The organism is Rhodococcus sp. G6(2025) (assembly GCF_058628105.1).
In genome coordinates this window covers 2777001-2790974 of the sequence record NZ_CP179750.1, presented here as the reverse complement: position 1 = coordinate 2790974, position 13974 = coordinate 2777001, and the positions used below count along the sequence as shown (strand labels likewise).

The 13974-nt window shown below is 66.8% G+C and carries 13 protein-coding genes; 7 read left to right on the top strand and 6 right to left on the bottom strand.

What is annotated here, in order from left to right:
• Positions 1–116: 116 nt before the first annotated feature.
• The 3 genes from ACLIVD_RS12525 to ACLIVD_RS12515 are packed head-to-tail and all read right to left on the bottom strand — an operon-like array spanning position 117 to position 2237.
• Positions 117–899, bottom strand: a complete 783-nt coding sequence (locus tag ACLIVD_RS12525) for an enoyl-CoA hydratase (RefSeq protein ID WP_283353822.1) — start codon at positions 897–899, stop codon at positions 117–119.
• The gene (locus tag ACLIVD_RS12520) at positions 896–1885 is read right to left on the bottom strand and encodes an NAD(P)H-dependent flavin oxidoreductase (protein WP_283353821.1); all 990 of its coding nucleotides are present in this window, start codon (positions 1883–1885) and stop codon (positions 896–898) included. The genes ACLIVD_RS12525 and ACLIVD_RS12520 overlap by 4 nt, the downstream gene beginning before the upstream one ends.
• A 1-nt stretch (position 1886) precedes the next feature.
• A complete protein-coding gene (locus tag ACLIVD_RS12515) occupies positions 1887–2237 on the bottom strand; it encodes a hypothetical protein (RefSeq protein WP_491932550.1) in 351 nt (116 codons plus the stop codon).
• Between the two features lie 272 nt (positions 2238–2509).
• On the opposite strand from ACLIVD_RS12515, the gene ACLIVD_RS12510 reads away from it, so the two are divergent.
• Positions 2510–3748 (top strand): TetR/AcrR family transcriptional regulator, encoded by a 1239-nt coding sequence (locus ACLIVD_RS12510; protein WP_283332970.1) that lies wholly within the window; start codon positions 2510–2512, stop codon positions 3746–3748.
• Positions 3749–3786: 38 nt separating this feature from the next.
• Here the strand turns inward: ACLIVD_RS12510 and ACLIVD_RS12505 are convergent, their stop codons facing one another.
• Together ACLIVD_RS12505 and ACLIVD_RS12500 are read right to left on the bottom strand one after the other, a co-directional pair.
• Entirely contained in the window at positions 3787–4719 is a 933-nt protein-coding gene (locus ACLIVD_RS12505; RefSeq protein WP_283353820.1) for an oxygenase MpaB family protein, read from the bottom strand.
• A 23-nt stretch (positions 4720–4742) separates the two neighbouring features.
• Positions 4743–6275 carry an aldehyde dehydrogenase family protein gene (locus tag ACLIVD_RS12500; protein WP_491932549.1) on the bottom strand — a complete coding sequence of 511 codons (1533 nt, stop codon included), beginning with the start codon at positions 6273–6275 and terminating at the stop codon, positions 4743–4745.
• Positions 6276–6431: 156 nt separating this feature from the next.
• On the opposite strand from ACLIVD_RS12500, the gene ACLIVD_RS12495 reads away from it, so the two are divergent.
• Entirely contained in the window at positions 6432–7574 is a 1143-nt protein-coding gene (locus ACLIVD_RS12495; protein WP_283332967.1) for an acyl-CoA dehydrogenase family protein, read from the top strand.
• A gap of 47 nt (positions 7575–7621) precedes the next feature.
• Entirely contained in the window at positions 7622–8317 is a 696-nt protein-coding gene (locus tag ACLIVD_RS12490) for a GntR family transcriptional regulator (RefSeq protein ID WP_283332966.1), read from the top strand.
• A 27-nt stretch (positions 8318–8344) separates the two neighbouring features.
• On the opposite strand, the gene ACLIVD_RS12485 is transcribed toward ACLIVD_RS12490, so the two are convergent.
• Positions 8345–9280 (bottom strand): esterase/lipase family protein, encoded by a 936-nt coding sequence (locus ACLIVD_RS12485; protein ID WP_283332965.1) that lies wholly within the window; start codon positions 9278–9280, stop codon positions 8345–8347.
• 230 nt (positions 9281–9510) lie between these two features.
• On the opposite strand from ACLIVD_RS12485, the gene ACLIVD_RS12480 reads away from it, so the two are divergent.
• From ACLIVD_RS12480 to ACLIVD_RS12465, 4 genes are read left to right on the top strand one after another with little or no spacing between them, the layout of a single operon-like run.
• Positions 9511–9948: a chorismate mutase family protein gene (locus tag ACLIVD_RS12480; protein WP_491932548.1), complete on the top strand. Its 438-nt coding sequence runs from the start codon at positions 9511–9513 to the stop codon at positions 9946–9948.
• Positions 9948–12020, top strand: coding sequence for an aminodeoxychorismate synthase component I (gene pabB / locus ACLIVD_RS12475; protein ID WP_283332963.1), 2073 nt, complete (start codon positions 9948–9950; stop codon positions 12018–12020). The genes ACLIVD_RS12480 and pabB overlap by 1 nt, the downstream gene beginning before the upstream one ends.
• Positions 12017–12949 (top strand): prephenate dehydrogenase/arogenate dehydrogenase family protein, encoded by a 933-nt coding sequence (locus tag ACLIVD_RS12470; protein ID WP_491932547.1) that lies wholly within the window; start codon positions 12017–12019, stop codon positions 12947–12949. Before pabB ends, ACLIVD_RS12470 begins: the two co-directional genes overlap by 4 nt.
• Entirely contained in the window at positions 12946–13905 is a 960-nt protein-coding gene (locus ACLIVD_RS12465; protein WP_283332961.1) for an AurF N-oxygenase family protein, read from the top strand. The genes ACLIVD_RS12470 and ACLIVD_RS12465 overlap by 4 nt, the downstream gene beginning before the upstream one ends.
• The last annotated feature ends 69 nt before the right edge of the window (positions 13906–13974 follow it).

Here is a 13974-nt window from a genome sequence, read left to right as displayed (position 1 = left end):
TCCCTTCGCTGTACTCGTGCCCGGCGCCCGTCTGCCTGTTCGGACCCGCACCGAGCTGTGACGAGTATTACAGATCTCGACGTCTATCGGAACAGTCTTGTTAACCGCAATTCGCATCAGCTCCGGAAGTTCGGAGCGCGTTTCGCGAGCATCGCGGTGACCCCTTCGACGAAGTCGGGGGCCTGCAGCAGTTCCGCCTGGCCCGCCTTCTCGCGGTCGAGTGATGCGTCCAGAGCTGTGAGCGTCGCTGCGGTGAGTGCCCGCTTGGTGAGTTCGATGGCCCGCCTCGGACCACGAGCGAGCCGGGCCGCCACGGCATCGACGTGCGCGGCGAGTTCGTCCGGAGGGAGGACGCCCGCGATCAGGCCGTCCCGCTCCGCCTGCGCGGCGGGCAGGCGCTCTCCGAGGAGTGCCATCCGGGTGGCCCGTGCCCGGCCGATGGACGCCGCGATCAGCGCGCTGGAACCGCCGTCGGGCATCAACCCGATGTTGACGAACGCGAGGAGTAGATAGGCGTTCTCGGAGGCATACGTCAGGTCGGCCGTCAGCGCGATGGACGCCCCGACACCCGCGGCCGCCCCGTTCACCTGCGCGATGACCGGGACCGGCAACTCGACGATGGCACGAACCACCCGGTTGGCGGAATCCATCACCACCTCCGCGGGCGCTTCCCGGCCCCCGGCCGCGGCGAGGTCCGCGCCCGTGCTGAAGGCCTTGCCCGCCCCCGCGATGATCACGACGCGAACCGAGGAGTCCGTGGCGGCTGCGGTGAGCACGTCGCCCAGTGCCGTCATGTGTGCCAGGTCGAGAGCATTCATCCGGTCGGGGCGGTCGATCGTGATCCGGAGGATCCCGGCCTCGTTGACGACGCGCAGCCCGTCGACCGCCGGGGCGGTCACAACACCGCTCCGATGCGCGAGTCGACCGTGCTCGCGAGCCGTCCGGTGATGATCGATTCCGCCTCCGTGACCATCCGGGTCACGAGTTCGCGCACGGTCGGGATGTCGTCGATCAGGCCCTGGCTCTGTCCAGCGGTCCAGATTCCGGCGTCGAGATCGCCCCTTTCGAACACCGTGCGTCCCCGGGCTCCGGCGACGAGATGCTGGATGTCGGCGAATTCGCAGCCACGGGATTCGATGTCGACCACCTCGGTGCTGACCGCGTTGGTCGCGACGCGGGCGGTGTTGCGAAGGGAGCGGAAGATGAGTTCGGTGTCGCGTTCGGTGTTGGCGACGATCTGATCCTTGACGGCGTGTGCCACCGGGGATTCGACCGTGCACATGAATCGGGTGCCCATGTTCACGCCGTCGGCGCCGAGTGCGAGTGCTGCGACGAGACCACGCGCGTCCGCGATACCACCGGACGCGATCAGGGGGATCGTGAGCTTTCGGGCGGCCGCCGGGATCAGGATCAGGCCCGCGACGTCGTCCTCACCCGGGTGCCCTGCGCATTCGAAGCCGTCGATGCTGACCGCGTCGACACCCACCTGTTCCGCCTTCACCGCGTGCCGCACGCTCGTGCACTTGTGGATCACCTTGATCCCCGCGTCCTTGAGGTGCGGGAGGTGGTCCACCGGATTGGAGCCGGCGGTCTCGACGATCCCGATTCCGGAATCGATGATCGCCTGGCGGTACTCGGCGTACGGCGGCGGGTTGATCGACGGGAGGATCGTCAGATTCACACCGAAGGGCTTGTCGGTGAGCTCCCGTGTGCGGGCGATCTCCGCAACGAGATCTTCGGGAGTCGGCTGGGTGAGCGCGGTGAGAAATCCGAGCGCCCCCGAATCGGCCACGGCCGCTACGAGTTCGGCACGGCCGACCCACATCATGCCGCCCTGGACGATCGGATGCTCGACACCGAAGGCCTCGGTGAATTTCGTCCTCATCTCAGTTCACCTCTTCGAACGTGCCGCCTGCGGCGGCCTTGTCCAGCAGTAGTTGGGGTGGAAGGAATCGGTCGCCGTACCGCGCGGCCAGCAGCTGCGCCCGGGAGACGAATCCCTGGATCCCGTCCGCGTACTCGTAGAAGCCGGCGCCTGTGGAGCGACCCTTGCGGCCGAACTCGTCGATCAGTGCCGGGTCCAGATTCGGAGTCCGGACCTGGATCTCCTCGATCAACCCGACCGCCAGGTCGATGGGCTTGGTGCCGTGGAGGGCACCGTTGCTCTTGCCCCGCCCACGAGCGGTTCTGATCGCGTCGAAGATCAATGCCTGCCCGCTCTGCCGGGTTGCTCTCATGTTCCAGCTACCTCCGATAGTTCGAAATGTGAGATCCAGGAGCGCACGACCGTCAGGAGACCGCGGACACATGCGAATTTCGGTTAACTTATTCCGCCTGTTCCTCACGTGTCAATACCCCCACGACACCTTGGCGGCCGGATTCACCGGCATTTTCCGAGAATGCGGCGTGACGATTTCTCCGAACGCAACCCTCAGCCGACCAGACGATGCGAAAGTCTCGGTTAAGATGATCGACAGTTAAACTGGCAGATGACTGCCGATTACTGGAGGTGACCGTGGCTCGGACCAGCACGACGGCCGGTGCCGCCACCGAGCGGCCGATCCGCCGTCGCCCGAAGAACCGCAAGGCCCAGATCGCGAACGTCGCTGCCGAGGCCTTCAGCGAGCGCGGCTACCACGCGGTCGGCGTCGACGAGATCGCGGCCACCATCGGGATCTCCGGCCCCGCCCTCTACCGGCACTACCCCAACAAGTACGCCCTGCTCGTACACGCCGCCACCACGACGGCCGACGCTCTGCAGGCAGCCGCGGACGGCGCGCTCGAGGGGATGGCCGAACGCGAGCCCGGAGACCGCCTCGACCATCTGATCTCCGCGCTCGTCGCGAATACCATCGAGAACCGCAAGGTCGCCGGGCTCTACCGCTGGGAGGGCCGGTACCTCGAGGCCGAGGATCGCACGCGAATCCGCGACGTCTTCGTTCACGTCACCCAGTGCGTGGCGGGCCCCCTGCGGGAACTGCGCCCCGAACTCACGTCCGTCGACGCCACGACACTGGGGGCGTCGACACTGAGCGTGATGGGAAGCATCAGCGCACACCGCACCACCCTCGCGACGCGCCGGCTCGGCGCGCTACTCGAGTCGGCGTGCGAATCGATCCTGCACGCGACACTGCCTCCCGCCGTCCCGGCCGACGGCAGGAACGCGGGCACAGGTGCGGTACGCGGCCTGGCGGTGACGTCCAAGCGCGAGTTGCTGATCAACGAGGCCGTGAAGATATTCGACCGGCACGGCTATCACGACTCGAGCATCGAAGAAATCGGCGCCGCGGCCGGCATCAACGCGTCGAGCGTGTACCGCCACTTCCCCAGCAAGGCCGACCTTCTCGCGGCGGTGTTCTACCGCGCGTCCGACCGGCTGGCCGTGGCCACCTCGGCGGCGCTGTCCACCGCCACCGGCCCCGAGGATGCACTCCGCACACTCGCGGAGTCCTATCTGGAACTCGCCTTCCGGAACCCGGAAGTGCTGTCGGTGTACTTCGCGGAGATCGGGAATCTCCCGAAGAACGAGCGGACCAATCTCCGCAACGTGCAGCGCCTGCACGTCGAGGAGTGGGTCCACCTGGTGACCACCGTGCGCTCCGAACTCTCGGCTCCGGAGGCACGGTTCCTGGTTCACGCGGCGCTGGGTTTGGTTCTCGATATCGGCCGACTGGTCCACTTCGACACCCGCGAGGAGTCGCGTGCGCGTCTCCACACCCTGATGACGGCGGTACTACTGGGCCACTGAGGCCGTGTCCCTGGACGAGTCGCCCAGGGGCACAGCCGTCATGCGACCTGTCGACGGGCTCCACGGTGATTGTCGCTGTCCGCGCCCAGATCCCGGGGACGGTAGCCGACCGGGTATCCGGGATAGCTCCGGTTGTGCCGATCCCGGGCGGCCTTGGACTCCCGACGCGGCGGCAGGAAGCGCACGAACCTCGCACGGATCCGCAGCGCACCGCGGGACGCGTTCTGCAGCCAGATCGGGGCGGCGGGAAACCCGAACGCCGACAGCATCATCGGGTCGAGGAGGGCGTAGACCCCCTGAGCGACGAGCGGCCGGAGTGGCGCCGGAAACCAGGAACAGAACAGCTTCAGCGTGTAGGTGCCGACGCGGTGGTTGTCGTCGGTGTACCGGAAATGCTCCCGCTCGTAGTCGACCTTGAACCGGTAGAAGTCCTCGAAACTCTCGGGAATATTCTTGATTCCCATCCGGATTCCCACCTGACGGTAGAAATGGAAACACGCGAGACGCTCGTTCGGGGTCAGCCGCCGCCACCCGAAGCGGTCGATCCAGTCGATCGGCTCGTAGATGAAGGTGGTCAGCACGTACAGCATGTCGTCGTTGTCGATGTCGTACTTGCCGTGCATTCGGTTCACGACGCGCAGCGATTCGACGCCGCGCTCGGAGTCGTAGCCGTGTTCGACGAGTTCGGCCATCAGCAGCGCGGTGTCGTCGTACCGCTTCTGTGGCCGTTTCTCGAACTCACCGGTGCGCTGCAGCAGTTCCGAAATGGTGGGGACGCAGTACGTCCGGAACAGCGCGAACTCGAGGGATCGCTGGTAGTCCCACGGAAATTCGTAGCCGGCCGTGATGCGATGGATCTCCTGGTGATCCCGAATCGGGTCGAGTTCCTCGATGCGGCGCCGCCAGCCGTGCCTGCCCCGCGGAACCTCGCCCGGCGCGCCGGTGTCGGCACGCTTGGTCTTCATCAGCATGTGAATACCCTCCTGCCGTGTGATCAGCGTCCGTGCCGGTTCTTCAACAACCAGGCCGAGATCTTCATGTCCCGCGACTTGCGCTGCATGGTGAGCAGGTTCAGCGGAGCCGCGAACTTCTGCCTGGCGATGGATTTGACCCGGCTGAATTCACGCAGACCGTCGGCGCCGTGGATGCGGCCGAAGCCCGAATCTCCGACACCCCCGAACGGCAGCGCCGCCACACCGGCGAACCCGAGCACCGAACCGATCGTCACGACTCCGGTCCTGAGCTTCTCGGCAGCCTGCATCGCCTTCGTCGCATCCTTGGTGAAGATGGATGCGCCGAGCCCGAACGTGGTGCCGTTGGCCTTCGTGACCGCTTCGTCGAGGCTGGCGACCTTGTTGATGACGACCGTGGGTCCGAACGTCTCCTCGCGGATCGCGGTGCTGTCCTCAGGAACGCCGGTCAGCACGATCGGCCCGACGTAGCCGTCCTTGATGGAGTCCAGTCCGCCGACCACCGCGGATCCGCCCTTGTCGAGTGCGTCCTGGACGTGGCCGCGGACGACGTCGGACTGGCCGGCCATCGTCATCGGACCGTAGGCGGCGTCCCGGGGGCCGGGGTGCAGGACCTTCGACTTCTCGGCGACCAGTCGGACGAACTCGTCGTACACCGAGTCGACGACGTAGATGCGCTCGACGCCGGCGCACGTCTGTCCGGCGTTGCCCATCGCGCCGAACACCGCGAAGCCGGCCGCCTCGTCGAGATTCGCGTCGGCGTCGACGAGCATGGCGTCCTTGCCGCCCGCCTCGACGACGAGGGGGGTGAGCGTTTCGGCGCACGCGGCCATGACGCGCTTGCCGGTGGCGGCAGATCCGGTGAAGGCGATCTTGTCGACCCCGGCCGAGACGAGAGCCGCGCCGGTCGACCCGTCTCCGGTGACCACCTGCAGCACGGGTTGGTTGGGAACGAGCGTCTTCCACTTGTCGGCGAGCCACACCGCGACCCCGGGGGTCAGCTCGCTGGGTTTGAAGACGACAGTGTTGCCCGCCGCCAGCGCATAGGAGATCGACCCCATCGGCGTGTACACGGGGTAGTTCCACGGCCCGATGACACCGACCACACCCATCGGCTCGTATCCGACACTGCTGGCCTGGTTCGCGCTGACCAGGCCCGACGGCACCTTGCGCCGCTTCAGGACCTTGCCCGCGTTCTTCGCGGCCCAGTCGAGGTGTTCGACGGCGAGCATCACTTCGAGGAGCGCGTCGTCGTACGGCTTACCGGTTTCGGCGGCGACGAGTGCGGCGAGCTGCTCACCGTCTCGCGCGACGGACTTCTTCCAGTCGAGGAGCCATTGCTTGCGGCCGTCGAATCCGAGAGCGTTCCACCACTGAGCGGCCGCTCGGGCCGCGTCGACGGCCTCGCGCACCTCCCGCTCCCCCTGGATCGGGTACTCGGCCAGGACGTTGCCGTTGCGCGGGTCCAGGGACGCGAACGTCTTCGGCGCCTGCTCCGTCGAGGCCGCGGGCTGCGCGCCGGCCGTCGTCTCGGTCGTCTCCGCCTGCTGTGGCATGGTCTGTCCTCCCTCAAGATCACATCAAATATATGTGATGTGATGTAATGTAGTGGACATCACAGTATGCGGCAGACCCCATCGCGGCAAGCCCCACACAGTCACCTCCGGCCGACCGATTCGCCGGCCGAATCAACCTCGAGGAGTCCCCCGGACATGAGCGTCGAATTCACCAGTGAACAAAAGGACTTCGCGTCGGCAATCGCCGATTTCTGCAAGCGCGAGAGCGGCACCCGCGAGCAGCGCGACAGGCTGACGAATCACGGCGAGCACAACCACAATCAGGACGTCTACGAGAAGATGGCCAAGCTGGGCTGGCTGGGCATCACCATTCCCGAGGAGTACGACGGATCGGCCGCCAGCCACGTCGACATGTGCATCCTGCTCGAGGAGGCCGCCAAGGGCATGGCCCCCATCGGCGGCATCGGTCCCACCCTGATCACGGGCGGCGCCTACGCGAAGTTCGGGACCGACGCACAGAAGGACATCGTGCTGCGCGGCATCGTGGCCGGCCGATCACAGTCCATCTCGATGTCCGAGCCGGAAGCCGGTTCCGACGTCGGCAACCTCAGCACCCGCGCGGAGAAGACCGCCGACGGCTGGGTGATCAACGGTCAGAAGACGTGGTGCTCCAACGCACACTTCGCCGACAACATCCTGCTCGTGGCCCGCACCGGGCGCGGCGACGGCAAGCACGAAGGCCTCACGATGTTCCACGTCCCCGCGGATACCGCCGGGCTGAAGATCAGCGGCATCGACACGATGGGCGGCAAGGAGGTCAACGATCTCTACTTCACCGATTGCGTCCTGCCCGAGGACGCGGTGGTGGGCGAGGTCGGCAACGGCTGGCGCCAGCTGATGACCGGCCTGAACTTCGAACGCCTGATCCTCGCCGCCATGATGCTCGGCACCGCGCAGCGCGCGTTCGCCGACACCCTCGACTTCGTCACCCAGCGCAAGCAGTTCGGGCGGCCCGTCGGATCGTTCCAGGCGCTGCGCCACCGCATCGCCGATCTCGCGACCGAGATCGAGTGCTGCAAGCTGCTCGTCTACAGCGTCGCCGAGGACGTCGACGCGAACCCGGACAAGATGCTGGCCCGCGAGGCGTCGATGGCCAAACTGAAGGTCACGGAGACGGCGAAGAAGGTCGCGCTCGAGGGCATGCAGATGATGGGCGGGTACGGCTACGCCACCGAGTTCGACATGGAGAAGCACGTCCGCTCCACCATCGTGTCGACCATCTACGGCGGTACCAACGAGATTCAGCGCGACATCATCGGCAAGACCTACGGCTTGTAATCATCCCCTGCGGTTTATGCTGGTTTGCCGCATCGAAGGAGTTCTCCATGGCATCGCCCTCCGTGTCACGATCCCCAGCGGGCCGCACCCTGCGCCGTCGACCCCAGCTGTCGGACGACGTCGCCGTGCACGTCCGTAACCTGATCATGTCCGGGGGCGTTCGCCCGGGTGACTTCATCCGGCTCGACGAGACCGCGGCGGACCTGGGGGTCAGCGTCACACCTGTCCGTGAGGCGCTCCTGACCCTGCGGGGCGAGGGACTCGTCGAACTGGTTCCTCACCGCGGGTACGTCGTCGCCCCGCTCAGCCGGGACGACATCCACGACCTCTTCTGGCTGCAGGGGCAGATCGCCGAGGAACTCGCGGTCCGCGCGACGCGGTCGGCCACTCCGGAGGCCGTGGAGGAGCTGACCGCGATCAACGAGAAGCTGCGACGCGCCGTCGAGGACGGCGACGCCGACCGCATCGAGGACCTCGAGTTCTCGTTCCACCGGGTCATCAACCGGCTTGCCGACGCGAGCAAGCTGTCGTGGTTCCTGCTCAGCGCCACCCGATACACCCCGGTGCAGTTCTATTCGTCCGATCCGGCCTGGGGCGAGTCGGCGGTCGACAGCCATCGCCGTCTCATCGCCGCCCTCGCCGACGGGAAGGCCGGCGTGGTGGGTGCCGAGAACAAGGCCCACTTCATCGACGGCGCCCAGCGGCTGGTCGCGCATCTCGACGAGGTCGGCATCTGGGATTGACCGGCACCACCGGTCCCCGGCGCCGGGTCAGCACGGTGCGGGGTTGCGATCTCCGTACGTGGGGTCCAGCGCCCGTTGGATGATGTACACGGCCCGCGGATCGGTGGTCAGCTGATTGTGTTCGGCCGTGTTCGCGTCGCAGCCGTCCTGGAGCCAGATGTTGTGCACGACGGCCCCCGGACCGGCCGTCAGGAACGTGTTCTCCGGCGGGGTCGACACGGTATCGCTGCGACTGGCGACCACCGTGTACTCGATGCCCGGGTCGGTGTCGCCGCCCGCGTTGAGGAGCTGAAGGAAGGGCGAGCCCACCATCTGCTGGATGTAGGACGGTCCGACCGCGACACCGGCGAGCGTCGTGACCGGCACACCCAGTGCCTGCGCGATCGCGCCGAGCGATTGGACGTCCCCGAAGCTGGTGCCGTGGTTGGTGGCGCCGAGCGTGACGAGCGAGTGCACCTTGTTCAGCGCCGGGTTCGTGCGGTCCGCGCCGCCGTCGAACCGCAGGTACTGGCGGGACACCGTGCCACCGAGCGAATGCCCGATCATGTCGACCTGCGAAGCGCCGGTGGTGGTGCGGACCTGATCGACGAAGCCGGCGAGCTGCTGAGCGGACTCCGCGATGTCGGCGCCGCCGAACATGCGCATCATGTTGCCCTCGGTCAGACCGGCGGCCTGTCCGTAGTTGAGGGCGAAGACGCAGTAGCCCTCCGCGTGGAGCGCCGGAGCGAGGTCCTTCCACGTTCCCACCATGCCCGTCCAGGTGCCGTGCACCAGCACGACGGGACGCGGATGTGCCGCGGATGGCTTACAGCTCCAGTCGTTCGCCCCTGGAAGCACGGACGGATCGACCACGGGCGCGGGTTCCGCTTCCACGGGATCCGCTGCCGCTGGTGCCGCGCCGCCCAGCATCACAATGCCTGCCAGCACGAACATCAGAGCCCTACTGGCCGACGATATACGCATATTCCTCGTATCCTGAGTGAGCGGAAATAGACTTCAGGTTACGTTAGCCAACCGTCCATCAAAGTCTCAACTCGAGATCGAGACTCTGGGGGTGATAACCCACCTGGTTCGTATTCGGCCGATCGAACACGGTCCTCCCGGCCATCCGGGAGGCTCATGGAAACGAACCACCAACGACACACGATAGTCGGGAAGAGAAAGCTACTGCCGATCGAGTGAGTGGGGCGATTATGTACTTCTCCGTAGGACAGCGGACCGGCGACGATTCCGGAGAGCATTCTGACGCCTCGGCGCAGCAGGCACTCGACGGTCTGCGCGCGGAACTCGACGCAGTCGACGCGACCCTTCTCGACGCGGTCCGGCAGCGCTTGGAGGTGTGCCTGCGCATCGGCGAACTGAAGCGACGCGAGCACATCGCCATGATGCAGCCCGGCCGGATCCACATCGTCCACGAACGGGCGCGACAGTACGCGGACAGCCACTCACTGTCCCCGGAGTTCTTCGACTCGCTCTACGACCTTCTCATCGCCGAGACCTGCAGGCTCGAGGACCTCGTGATCAACGCGGAGCCCGCCGACGAGGGGCTCTACCACAACGGACACCACGACCACCGTGACAACCACCACGTTCGTCACAGTTCCGTGCCCTCTGCGAATGTCGAGTCGTGATGAGTACCCGGACGCTCCTGGTCGACAACTACGATTCCTTCACCTACAACCTATTCACCCTCCTGGCCGAGGTGAACGGTGAACCCCCCACGGTCGTGCACAACGATGTGGAGTGGGATTCGATCCCCTGGTCCGACTTCGACAACATCGTCATCTCCCCCGGCCCCGGACGCCCGGAGCGGCAACGGGACTTCGGCATCAGTGCGCGCGTCATCACGGAGACCGCACTCCCCGTCCTCGGCGTGTGCCTCGGCCATCAGGGGCTGTGCCAGCTGTTCGGGGGCAGTGTGGTTCTCGCACCCGAACCGATGCACGGCCGGGTGTCCCTCGTCGAACACAACGGTTCCGAACTCTTCGCGGGCATTCCGTCACCGTTTCCGACGGTCCGCTACCACTCGCTGATCGTCGAGGATCTCCCCGACGACCTCGAGGTCACCGCCTGGACCGCCGACGGCCTGCTGATGGGTGTCCGTCACCGCACTCGTCCGCTGTGGGGCGTCCAGTTCCACCCCGAGTCGATCAGCACCGCCTTCGGTCACGAACTGCTCGCGAACTTCCGCGATCTCACGCAGACGCATTCCGGGACACCCACGCACGGTTCCATGCTCAGAATCCCGATTCCCCACGCGCCGTACGTGGTCCAGCAGGTGCGCGTCGACCACGAAGTCGATCCCCGCACCACATTCGAGGATCTCTTCGCGTCCGGGCCCAACGCGTTCTGGCTGGACGGGACGTCGGCATCGGAACCGAATTCGCGGTTCACCATCATGGGCAATTGCTCCGGCCCACGCGCCGAATACATCACGTACGACGTCAGCGAAGCGATCGTCCGGATCACTCGCGAGGGGTTGCCGGTCGAACAGGTACATGCACCGTTCTTCGACTACCTCGAGCGGCAACTGCAGGCCCGGTCGGTGCCCGGCCTCCCGGGTGTGCCGTTCGGCCTCGGCTACGTGGGGTACCTCGGCTACGAACTGAAGGCCGAGACCGGCGGCACGGCGGCCCACAAGTCGCCCACCCCGGACGCCGCGCTGGTGTTCGCGGACCGCGCCGTCGTCATCGACCATTCCGGCGAGCGCACCTACGCGCTGTGCCTGAGCGATCACCAGGACGATCCGGAGTTGCGCCGCTGGCTCGACGAGATGGAGGTGGCGCTGCATCGGCTGGCCGAGCCGGACAACCCGCCGACCGCAGTGTCGCCGATCCGGAAGCCGGAGTCCGCCGAGCTCGCCCTGCGCCACGAGCACGACAAGTACCTCGAACACATCGCGACCTCGCTCGGCGAGATCCGGACCGGCGAGTCCTACGAGGTGTGCCTGACCAACATGGCGACGGTGGACCAGTCGATCGATCCCCTGCACACGTTCGAGTTGCTGCGCTCCATCAGCCCCACCCCGTACAGCGCGTACCTCCAGTTCGCCGGACTGTCCGTTCTCAGCGCCTCCCCCGAACGGTTCCTCAGGATCGGCGCGGACCGGGTGGTGGAGTCCAAACCCATCAAGGGGACGCGGCCGCGCGGCGCGACCCCCGCCAAGGACGCGGCGCTGCGGCAGGACCTGCTCGACAGCGAGAAGGACCGCGCCGAGAACCTGATGATCGTCGATCTGACCCGCAACGATCTGGCCCGGGTGTGCGTTCCCGGATCGGTGCACGTTCCCAAGCTCTTCGACGTCGAGACGTACGCGGCCGTGCATCAACTCGTGTCGACCGTGCGCGGGACCCTCAGCGCGGATGCCTCCGTCGTCGAGTGCGTTCGCGCCGCCTTCCCGGGCGGATCGATGACGGGCGCCCCGAAGATCCGGACCATGGAGATCATCGACCGGCTCGAGTCCGGGCCGCGCGGTGTGTATTCCGGGTCGATCGGCTACTTCTCACTGACGGGGACGGCCGACCTGTCGATCGTCATCCGCACGATCGTCGCCACGGACACCGAGGTGACGTTCGGCATCGGCGGCGCGATCACCGCCCTCTCCGACCCGGAGGAGGAATTCGACGAGGCGATGGTCAAGGCCGCCACCATGTTGCGAGCACTGACCGTGACGGCAGACCGGCCGAACGAGATCGGGCCGTGAACGTCCCGGCCGCATCCACCCGGACCGTCGCGCTGATCGGCGGCTCCGGCGATGTCGGCCGGATGATGGCGGCTCGGCTGCGTGCCGACGGAAACACGGTGCGCACCATCGACATCCGCTTCACCGACCGGTCCGACCCGGATCAGGTGAAGGGGGACGTCACCGACCCGTCGCCGGAGCTGCGGGCGGTGGTGCACGCCGCCGATGCGGTGATCCTCGCGATCCCCGAAAGCGTCGCGCTGGAGGCGATTCCGTTCGTCGTCGCGGAGCTACCCGAACACGCCCTGCTGGTCGACACACTGTCCGTGAAGTCCCGATTCGACGCCGCCCTGCGTGACAGCGCGTTGCGCAACGGCGCGGTGGGCATCAACCCGATGTTCGCGCCTTCCCTCGGACCGGAGGGCCGCCCCGTCGCGGCGGTGACCTACCGGGACAGCGATGAGGTCGAATGGTTCCTGTCGGTGCTGTCCGGCTGGGGGTCGTCGGTGGTCCGCCTGGACGCCGAACACCACGACCGGCTCACGGCAGCGACCCAGGCACTGACCCACGCCGGCGTCCTCGCGTTCGGCCTCGCGCTCGCGGACCTCGGTGTCGACGGCGCCGAACTCACCGCGGTGGGGACCCCTCCCCATCTCGTGTCGCTCGCACTCCTCGCGCGGGTCGGCGGAGGTGTCCCGGAGGTCTACCGGGACATCCAGGCGGGCAATCCGTTTGCGGGCGAGGCCCGCCGCGCGCTCGCCGCGGCGCTGACCACTCTCACGGAAACCGTCGAGCGGGGCTCGGAGGACGATTTCGCCTCGCTCATGTCCCGCTCGACGTCGGCGCTCGGCGACCGGAGCGAACCCCTCGCCCGGCTGTGCGCCGACCTCTTCACCGATCTCGTTCGCAGGCAGCCGCAGTCGTGGGACAGGAACGGAGATTCGCCATGACGCCCCAGAAGACTCCCTCGCTCCCGGAGTACGACCCGGCGGATCCGGTGGAGAGCGCCGTCGTGTCCCGGCTCGCCCGGAACTGGGGACAGCGGGCGACCGTGAAGAAGCCGGAACCGGACCTCGACGCGCTGTTCGATCTCGACAAGCAGGACTACCCGAACGAGTTGCTGCCCTTCGCCGATCACGATCGGTTCCTCGGCATGCGCGAGGAGCAACGGAACCAGCTTCGGGCCTGGGCCTGGATCGCTTTCAACAAGAACGTCATGGACATCGAGCAGTACGTGGTCAATCCTGGGTTCGACCTCGTCGCGCACGATGCCCTGGACACCGGGCTCGGGGACACGTTCGCCGTGGCCGTCCACCAGGCGATGGTCGACGAGCAGTACCACACCCTCATGCACCTGAACGCGAGCGCGGTCACGCGCAGGCAACGCGGTTGGGCGATGCCGAACAACGCCCTTCCCGACGTCCTGACGTTGCGCCGTCAACGCGCGGCGACTGCCGATGCCGCCGACCCGAGGAAGCGGGCGATCACCACGTTCGCCTTCATGACGGTGGCGGAGATCTCGATCAGCTCCTACCTCGACCTGATCTCCGAGAACGACGTCATCCAGCCGGTCAACCGGGCGACGGTCCGCCTCCACAACCGCGACGAGTACTGTCACGCCTCGATCGCCGACGACATCGCGGTCGTCGTCTACGACACGCTGAGCCCCGACGACCGCCACCACTTCCTGGACGGGCTCGTCGACGCGATGACGGCATTCAGCAGCAACGACTACTCGACGTGGCACACCATCGTCGACATCCTGGAGCTGGGCGGCGGACAGGCGATGATCGACGACGCCGAACACGACACCCGCCGATCCGCACTGGTCCAGGATTTCGGTGGCATCCACAAGCTGTGCAAGCACCTCGGCGTCGCGGGCGAGATGTCCTTCGAGTGGGCCTGACTCCGCGGCGACGGGAACCGACGGGGCCACGTGGTGGGAAGGCTCGGGGCCTTCCCACCACGGGCCGCG

Excerpts from the sequence above, each read along its gene's own strand:
- ACLIVD_RS12480 (WP_491932548.1), top strand. The coding sequence starts at position 9,511 with ATGTACTTCTCCGTAGGACAGCGGACCGGCGACGATTCCGGAGAGCAT.
- pabB (WP_283332963.1), top strand. The coding sequence starts at position 9,948 with ATGAGTACCCGGACGCTCCTGGTCGACAACTACGATTCCTTCACCTAC.
- ACLIVD_RS12515 (WP_491932550.1), bottom strand. The coding sequence starts at position 2,237 with ATGAGAGCAACCCGGCAGAGCGGGCAGGCATTGATCTTCGACGCGATC.
- ACLIVD_RS12485 (WP_283332965.1), bottom strand. The coding sequence starts at position 9,280 with ATGCGTATATCGTCGGCCAGTAGGGCTCTGATGTTCGTGCTGGCAGGC.
- ACLIVD_RS12495 (WP_283332967.1), top strand. The coding sequence starts at position 6,432 with ATGAGCGTCGAATTCACCAGTGAACAAAAGGACTTCGCGTCGGCAATC.
- ACLIVD_RS12505 (WP_283353820.1), bottom strand. The coding sequence starts at position 4,719 with ATGCTGATGAAGACCAAGCGTGCCGACACCGGCGCGCCGGGCGAGGTT.
- ACLIVD_RS12520 (WP_283353821.1), bottom strand. The coding sequence starts at position 1,885 with ATGAGGACGAAATTCACCGAGGCCTTCGGTGTCGAGCATCCGATCGTC.
- ACLIVD_RS12500 (WP_491932549.1), bottom strand. The coding sequence starts at position 6,275 with ATGCCACAGCAGGCGGAGACGACCGAGACGACGGCCGGCGCGCAGCCC.
- ACLIVD_RS12465 (WP_283332961.1), top strand. The coding sequence starts at position 12,946 with ATGACGCCCCAGAAGACTCCCTCGCTCCCGGAGTACGACCCGGCGGAT.
- ACLIVD_RS12490 (WP_283332966.1), top strand. The coding sequence starts at position 7,622 with ATGGCATCGCCCTCCGTGTCACGATCCCCAGCGGGCCGCACCCTGCGC.